At 39.0% G+C, this 7,680-nt stretch carries 9 protein-coding genes; 2 read left to right on the top strand and 7 right to left on the bottom strand.

From position 1 onward, the window contains the following. Nucleotides 1-223 precede the first annotated feature (223 nt). The 5 genes from NG798_RS24045 to NG798_RS24025 form a co-directional block, all read right to left on the bottom strand. Complete coding sequence (locus tag NG798_RS24045; protein WP_261226252.1) at nt 224-760, bottom strand: hypothetical protein; 537 nt, start codon at nt 758-760, stop codon at nt 224-226. Then, entirely contained in the window at nt 750-1,982 is a 1,233-nt protein-coding gene (locus NG798_RS24040) for an ImmA/IrrE family metallo-endopeptidase (protein WP_261226251.1), read from the bottom strand. Before NG798_RS24040 ends, NG798_RS24045 begins: the two co-directional genes overlap by 11 nt. A 60-nt stretch (nt 1,983-2,042) precedes the next feature. Continuing rightward, a complete protein-coding gene (locus tag NG798_RS24035; RefSeq protein ID WP_261226250.1) occupies nt 2,043-3,473 on the bottom strand; it encodes a 7-cyano-7-deazaguanine synthase in 1,431 nt (476 codons plus the stop codon). Beyond that, nucleotides 3,470-4,090 (bottom strand): hypothetical protein, encoded by a 621-nt coding sequence (locus NG798_RS24030; RefSeq protein ID WP_261226249.1) that lies wholly within the window; start codon nt 4,088-4,090, stop codon nt 3,470-3,472. Before NG798_RS24030 ends, NG798_RS24035 begins: the two co-directional genes overlap by 4 nt. Nucleotides 4,091-5,364: 1,274 nt before the next feature. Continuing rightward, a complete protein-coding gene (locus NG798_RS24025; RefSeq protein WP_261226248.1) occupies nt 5,365-5,565 on the bottom strand; it encodes a hypothetical protein in 201 nt (66 codons plus the stop codon). Nucleotides 5,566-5,870: 305 nt separating this feature from the next. Here NG798_RS24025 and NG798_RS24020 point away from each other — a divergent pair, with 305 nt between their 5' ends. Then, a complete protein-coding gene (locus NG798_RS24020; protein ID WP_261226247.1) occupies nt 5,871-6,266 on the top strand; it encodes a hypothetical protein in 396 nt (131 codons plus the stop codon). 149 nt (nt 6,267-6,415) lie between these two features. Here the strand turns inward: NG798_RS24020 and NG798_RS24015 are convergent, their stop codons facing one another. After that, nucleotides 6,416-6,697, bottom strand: a complete 282-nt coding sequence (locus NG798_RS24015; RefSeq protein ID WP_261226246.1) for a hypothetical protein — start codon at nt 6,695-6,697, stop codon at nt 6,416-6,418. A gap of 42 nt (nt 6,698-6,739) precedes the next feature. On the opposite strand from NG798_RS24015, the gene NG798_RS24010 reads away from it, so the two are divergent. Beyond that, the gene (locus NG798_RS24010; protein ID WP_261226245.1) at nt 6,740-7,009 is read left to right on the top strand and encodes a helix-turn-helix domain-containing protein; all 270 of its coding nucleotides are present in this window, start codon (nt 6,740-6,742) and stop codon (nt 7,007-7,009) included. Here NG798_RS24010 and xerC read toward each other — a convergent pair. Beyond that, nucleotides 6,975-7,568: a tyrosine recombinase XerC gene (xerC, locus tag NG798_RS24005; protein WP_261226244.1), complete on the bottom strand. Its 594-nt coding sequence runs from the start codon at nt 7,566-7,568 to the stop codon at nt 6,975-6,977. The two genes, NG798_RS24010 and xerC, sit on opposite strands and share 35 nt — an antisense overlap. Between the last annotated feature and the right edge of the window lie 112 nt (nt 7,569-7,680).

The following is a 7,680-nucleotide window of genomic DNA, read 5'->3' as shown; positions in this document are numbered from 1 at the left end:
GCATAACTGTTTTCCTCGATTTAGCTTTTGGTATATCTTATCATATTTTTGTCCTAACCTTATGCCGTAGTGCTATATATGGCAAAATTTTGGGAAGAATGCGTAACGTATTCCTGTCTAGCAAATGTATAACTTGCGAGATTTTTTGCTTTTTTGCAAAACTTTAGCAAACCAAGGACAGAAGAGGTTATTAAAAAAGTATGGATTCACCAAAGCCGAAATTTTATTGATTCTCTTGCTTATCAATCACAGTTTCCCACCAACTTCTTAAAGGATGATTTCGATGTGGTATATAATGCCCTTTCACTCGAATTTGATTAAGTACATAATTGAGTGTTAACTGCTCAATATTAGCTACTTCTGACCAATACTTAATTATATCAAGAGTTGATATAATTTTAAGAGATGATGATTCTTGAGTAAAAAATTTAGTGGCCTTTTTTTCATCAGTTGCCATTGCCCATCCTCGATTAATGGCGATTGCACCTGTAGCAGCTTCACCATCATCTAAATAAGCAGCATAATTAACAAAGGCTTCTTCCTCAGCCTCAGATTCAAAATCAACTGTGAGTAATAAACCTTCTGTGATCGCCGTTTCAAAGTCAATCGCATTCTCAATCTTCTGTAATTCTTGTTTAACCTCCTGAACAATTGCTACTTGAGCGGGAATTACCTGTAAAATGTTCAACAACTGACCTGATGAACATAAATTCAGCATACAACAACTATCAATCAGGAGATGAGACTGATTAATTTGCATGAGCTACCTGCTCATTATTATTATCAGTAAGACGTAGGTCGAAATCAATAGCTTCTTCCGTTATCCCGCTTGAATGCTCTCGTAATACTTCGGCAATACGACGAGCTTCTAAACGATCCACATTTAGAAATTTGGCAAACTGTCCTTCAGTAATTAAACCTTGATCTAGTGCCTCAATCGCTAAATGTTGGTAGTGGATAGGCATCATATCAGAACGTTGTGGGAGTTCAACAAGATTTAAATTTTGTTGAACTTGTCGCACTTTTAATCCTCGATCTTTTAACTTATTCCAAGTTTCAGAAGGAACGAGTTTCATTTCTTCTAGCCTATAAGTCATTGCTTGTACAGACACACCATAATAATGAGCAAGGGTAAATAGATCGGTGGGCGTAAACTTTCCTCCCTGATTTGCTTGACATCTCTCATTAAACTGTTTTAGCAAACTGCTGGTTGGCATTAAAAAATATTTAGAAAATGCTTCCGCCAATTGCTCACTTTCGGGCATCCTTTTGTACTGTCCATCGAAGTCAACTACCGGTTTAGTGCGATGAGCAAGGAAGTGTAAATAACCATGTGCCAATGACCAACGGCGGCGTTCTTCAGGATGAACGGCATTAATTCCTAGACAGCCTCCTAACTCTTCGTTATAACTATAAATCTCCGAATATTTAGCAGGCATTTTTAAGTAAAAAATTCTCAATCCTACGCTAATTTCTAAAATATCTCGCAGCCTACCAATAGGACTATCACCTAATCCTAATCTTTGACGCTCTTGAGTAGCTATCGCTTCTGCTGTCGCTTCTATCGGCATACCAGTGACTGTATATTGATGAGGATAATTTTGGGGAAGCGGAGACTTCATAATTTGCTCTAGTTCCAGATAATTTTGACATAATTCCTGTAGTCGTAAGATACAAGGTTTAATCTGTTCTTCTTCCTCCTCATTACGGAGATACATTGCCCGAAATTGCACATTAAAAGGTTCTACAACAGGGCGTTGCCGCACAAAATCACTAAGAGATTGTCCGTAAGCACGAGCAAGTTTAATTAGTTCAGCAGGTTTGATGCGGCGAGTGCCTTTTTCAATAGCAACCATCGTAGTTCGAGACGCGTCAATTATTTTGGCAGCATCTTCCTGAGTCATTCCTCGCTGCTGTCTTGCTTGTTGCAGGAGTTCTCCTAACTTTTTGATATCTATATTTTCTAGGATATTAATAGCCATAATTTTCTCATTTATTTGTAATAAAAATTAGGCATCTTATTACCATGCAATTTTATCATATTATGCTGAATTTAGCAATCTTTTCTGAAGATGAAACTCAACTGCTTTCCATTCATAAACATAGGTTTGGTAGAGTTGAATTAAGGAGTTTCGCATCTCACTAGCCGATAGCCCTTCTGCCTCAAAGGTTCTATCAACAATATCATCCAGTTCAATAAACTCTTGAGTTAAATATTTCCATTGAATATCACTTTTATTAGAGACTTGGAACAACCTATCCAGAGTATTAACTTGTGCTTGCATATGACGAAAATATAAACTTGGATCTTTCTTGGATGGATGTTCTCCATGCGTTATTACATAGCGAGTTTCATCTCGTATATTTGCGGCCAAAAGTGCCTGTCGCCTCAAAAGGCAAGAAGAGCAGTATCCACACTGAAATGTTATTTTTTTGCGATGGCGGCTATCACAAGAAACCGTTGAAGATGACAAATTATTTCTACTATCTTTAGCTAAAGCTTCACACATTTGGGCTTTAGTCCAGAAAAGAAAAGGATTTTTAATTTCAAATCTTTCTCCTACAAGCTCTGAAACCAAATCGCTTACCATTAATAAAGTTTGGGGATGGACAGAACGTGAATTATCTAACCCTACAGTAGATTTGGAATAAGGAAGGTTAATCGCTCCGATTCCGTTTTCATATACAAATAGTTTCTTCTGTCCCATCAAATAAGCACAAGCAGAACCTAATAGGGTAAATAAAACACCTCGTACACGAGAAAGTTTATTTTTATTCTGTTGACTACTATTATTAAAATGAATCGGAACACGCAATAAGCTAATGCGATTAGGAAAAATAGACTGTACTTTCTCAGCGATTTTTCCCTGATAAGAGTAGATTATATTGTTACTACCTGTCCCAAATAGGGTAAAAGGCTGATCTGGCGTTGTTTGAAGACGAGTATAGAGTCCTGCAAGAGAATCAAGACCCCCACTCCATAATGCTACTTCACTATCTGGAGTCATAGTTGATAAAAGAAGTGGTTGCTGCTCCACAAAACGTCCTGATACTTGCCGTTTTGTAAACTCAAAGCTCCATTGACTCCCAGTAGTCCATATTAGTAGTTCATTCAACTTTGATTGCAATAATTCGCCATTAAATAATTCAGGATGACCTAGTGGCAAAAATACATAAATACGACGCTGTGTTCTCTCTAAATTGTAGACTGCGAGCCGATCTGAGGCATATATTGCAACAGCCAAATCGATAAGATCTGCAATAATAGATGGAAATTTCGTTTCAACTCTGGATGAAAATTCTTCATCATTTACAATAAATCCAATTGACTCCTCTTTTTTATGAAAATGGTCGATAAATTTAACTAAACCATTACTATTCAAAATAGCTTCAAACTTAAAAGTGTAGTCCCTAAAGCTAGGCTCACCGATGTTATCGCCCATAATCTCGGCAAATGCGGTATTCATCATCATAGTAAATCCTCTTCCATGTCTATTTTGTTTATATTTTGGCGTTTTGGGCGTCTCAGTTTGCTTACATCCTCATTCGCCGTAGCTTTTTTAGCCCATTTTTCATCAATAATATTGTAAATATGTGGCTGGATATCCTGAAGACGCTCACTTAATAGTGAGTCATCTAGATCACCATGATTATAAATTGGAGCGATCCGGGCTTCAAATTGTGATTGATACACCTGCTTCATATACTGTTCTACCATCACTTCGGGGAGATTTTTCGTCTCTATTCTTTCTCCATATCTAAAGTCGTTGAGAACTGTTTTTGCGGCACGAAGAACAGTTTCTGTATAGTAATGGGGCGTTGATCCTAAATATTGATTTTTAATTTGTTCTAATTCTCTACTTAAAGTAACCCAATTAGCCTCTCCCTTTTCAATCGCTTGTGCTAAAGATTCACCCATACGTTTTGCCAGGATTATCATATCTCCCCCTCTACGCTGGAGATCTTTCCGAAGCGCCCCCATCAAAGTCCAAGCACAGTGATTTAGTTCACACTTTGGCTCACAAAGATACTCGTAAGGTTTTCGGTAAAAACCATTTGGTCGGCCATGAACGATATCCCCATCCATCATTCACTCTCCATTACTGTCACGTCTAAGTTGGTTGCGCTCATTCGCCCTCCTTTTGTTTTTTAACAATGTCAGATTATTGTAGCCCTTTTTTTCCAAAAATGTCAAGTGTAGTGCAAATCTTACAAAAGAGACAAGAATAAGGCTTACGCACCTGAGAGGGTAACAATCAAGGTGAAAGGCATATTGGGGGTAAAGCCGAGATTCCGACGAAATAGGACATGATGTAAAGTTTTGTGTGCGATTCGTTTAGCCTAAATGAGTATTAATACTCTGGGACGGCTAGCCAGGTAAATCTAAGGGAGTAATCCCAACAGAACCTTGACAACTTGACTGCCATGTAGGTGTAAGCCCTACCATTGGGGCGCAGAATTGAAATTATTACTGACATCCACCGGCACTGGCGGATTCACCGACTCCAGAGCATCCACGCCTCAGAGCATCGAGTGTGGTTCGACTAGACTTCGGCGTGACCCTTCGGCAAGCGTTCGACTGAGCGCTCACGGCGAAGTCTCAGGGACCGCGCGCTCGCCGAACGTCTCAGTCGAACGCTCACCGCCTCGCCGAACTCCTGTCGAACTGGGTTGCGGCAGGTGTTCATTGATGAGGGCTTTGGAAAATGGGATGCCGGTCTAAGTTTCAATAACCTCCGCGATAACCTTACAACACCCTTTTGGGAATCGGATAACTTGTTCTTCGGCAAAATGAATAACAATCTAATTACGTTCTAGGAAAAAATTGTTTCTTTTATCATCAGACCCAATGTAGTGAGTCAGTTTTTTATTTGGATAAGCATAAGTTTTATCAATTTCTGTATCAATCATAAAGTTAATTTCGCTATCAAAATAAGCAAACTCAGCACTTTATGGGTATTTAAAACCAGGTATCTCAAAACACCGGCCTGTGTGTATTTTACTTGGAAAGTAACGATTCAAATGAACGCCAAAATCCGATTCCGAGTACCCGCGTGGAACACGGTTGTTAATGCCATCAGGTTCGTGAGTATTAGATAGAGTTTGTACTAAGCGCTCTTGACGATATCTGCTATTTTTTCAGGTGTTTGTAATATTGTTGTAGCTTTTTGGTGAGGGTAGAGATGAACTGCTGCGAAGGTCTGTACTTTACGTTGATTGTATCTTTTGACTTTCTTCTCATAATTTCGGCATTGTTTTTCCCAATCAAACCGACGTTGGGAGTAACTAAATTTTTCTGATAAAATATGGAAAATAATCCCAAAAAAACCAACAGCAAAGGTAAAGCCGGCAGCAACAACCAGATTAACGGCGATTAACCCGAAGCAAAAAAGCAATAACGCCAATAGCGGACGTAGCAATGAGAAACAAATTCATCTGCTGCGGTTCGTTAGTCGGTGCCGGTGGCGCTAATTCTTTAAATTGAGGGATCGGGGGAAATGCGAGAGCAGTTTCTTGGATTGCTTCTGGGATTAGGATAATCGGATATGTTGGATTGTTATTCATGTTTCTGTTGCCTTAGCTGTTTCTATTTATACGATATCTGAGAGCTATGAATAACATCACCCATTTTTACCTACGCTCCTGAGAGCTAAACGATGGCGTTAATCAAATTTCGTGATTATATAATCCCGAACTTATACAATAACAAATACTGAGTAATAACACAGATTAATAACAAAAACAATAATTAGATAAAAATGCTGCTAACATTATTAGCAGCACTATCGTTAGGGAAAGCTTAGATATAACCAATTAAACCCAAATAAAAATAGTATAATCAAAGAATAGACCAGTTAAGAAATCGCCTCATGCTAAAACACACGGTTCAATCCTTTAAACTAATTATCACAGGCAAAATTGAAGATATCGCCGAAGCGCAACGCCGTGAAATAGAACGTATTAATAAAGAGTTGGCGGAATCGCTTAAGTCCCTTAAAATAGCTTGGAAATCATTAGGACTTAAAGAGGGGAAAGATTTTGAAATATCTACAGAACAACACTCAATATGGTATTTCAAAGGAAAAGAGCAATGTCTTACTCATCCTAGCGCCGGTGAAAGTTGGCAGCGCTATATGACGATATTGGGGCAGTCTGACAAATTTTATGGGCATAAATGCGCTCACAACAACCCCAATTATATTAAAGGCTATAAAAGCCAAAAGATACGCTATAGGAGAAAGTTGATGAAGCATTTATCCAAATGATGGGATATCTGGAAATTTCCATCCCAATGTAAGGCGCGTGGAATTTTCCCGTATGGGCGAGACAATCAGCGTCGGAAAAAAAGAGGAGCTTGCCGCCTTAAGATAATCAGCACTATCGCCTACCTTGACATTGGTCGAACGAAATTACTTCAGTCAAGCAATGGTTTAGGGAAAAGCATTATTTCACAGCACCATTCCAGGTTCAGCACTTGGAAATAGTCCAGAGAATCTACCGGTTGTTGGGCATTGCATAAAGCCCATTCAAGGTTCCGCACTTCGTAGTCGTAACCGATTAGGCGAAAATCATCCTTTTTTTTCTCAATTTCGCGTTTATTATCTTGGATTGTTTGTTGGAGTTTTTGAATTCTCTCATTCTCTAAATCCTCTAGGGCATCATCTACGGCATCTAAATCTTCTGTTTGATTGTTCATTCTTTAAGCCTTTTTATTTATTATAAACCGAGGTTACTAATAATGTTTGTTGACAAAAGAACGGCTGCGGAAATTCTATCGAAATCTCCCCGCACTCTCATCAGGTATCGCACACAAGGTATTTTGATAGAAGGAATCCACTGTGCATTTGTGGGAAATGAATGGCTTTATAATGAGGAATTGCTGCAAGATTTAATAACTTGCAACATGAATCCTCAGCACCCAGACCATCAAAGAGCAATCGCGTACTATCAATCTCAGAAACTAGGAAACAAACTTAAGGGTCGTCGGCAAAAATATCAGGCAATTTAGTTTTGTTGACCACGCCGGCGTAGTGTTGATACAAAGTTTTCACATTGTGGCCAGTTAATTCCGCCACATTAACAGGATTCATCCCTTTTTCAAGGGCGTGGCTAACTAAGGTATGCCTGGTTGTATAAGGTTTTCTATAAGGAATCCGCAACTCATCTAAAACTGGTTTCCACGCACGATTGCGGAAATTGTGGTCATCTATTGCACCGCCTTGAGGAGCAGGAAATACTAAATCATCAGGATTGAACTCAACTGGACGACGAGAGATTAACATTTGTTGAAGATAGGGAGTCATGGGAATATCACGAGCTTGTCCCGTTTTTGTTTCTTTACGAATTCCACGACTAAGACTTTCACCAATCCAAGCAACCGAACAATCATCATTAAAATGTTTCCATTGCAGCCCAATTACCTCGCCAGTTCGGCAGCCAGTCCCAAAAAGAAACTCAACGAAATCACCGTAGTGAGGAAAATGGGATCTAAAAGCAGCGACAATTGTAGTAATTTCTTCTTTAGTAAAAGGTTTCGCTTTTTGTTTAGGCGGAACCCGAACTTTCACCTCAGCCCAAGGATTTTCGCTAACAAGCTTTTGTTTAATACCCCAATCCCAACAGGCTTTTAAAAGTCCGATTCTCTCTCTCAATGTGATAGGCGCTATTTCCGATGCTAAT

Origin of the sequence: Ancylothrix sp. D3o (assembly GCF_025370775.1) — a bacterium.
In the GTDB taxonomy this organism is placed as follows: domain Bacteria; phylum Cyanobacteriota; class Cyanobacteriia; order Cyanobacteriales; family Oscillatoriaceae; genus Ancylothrix.
Note: the sequence above shows the minus strand (reverse complement) of the source record. Positions and strands in the feature narration are given on the sequence as shown.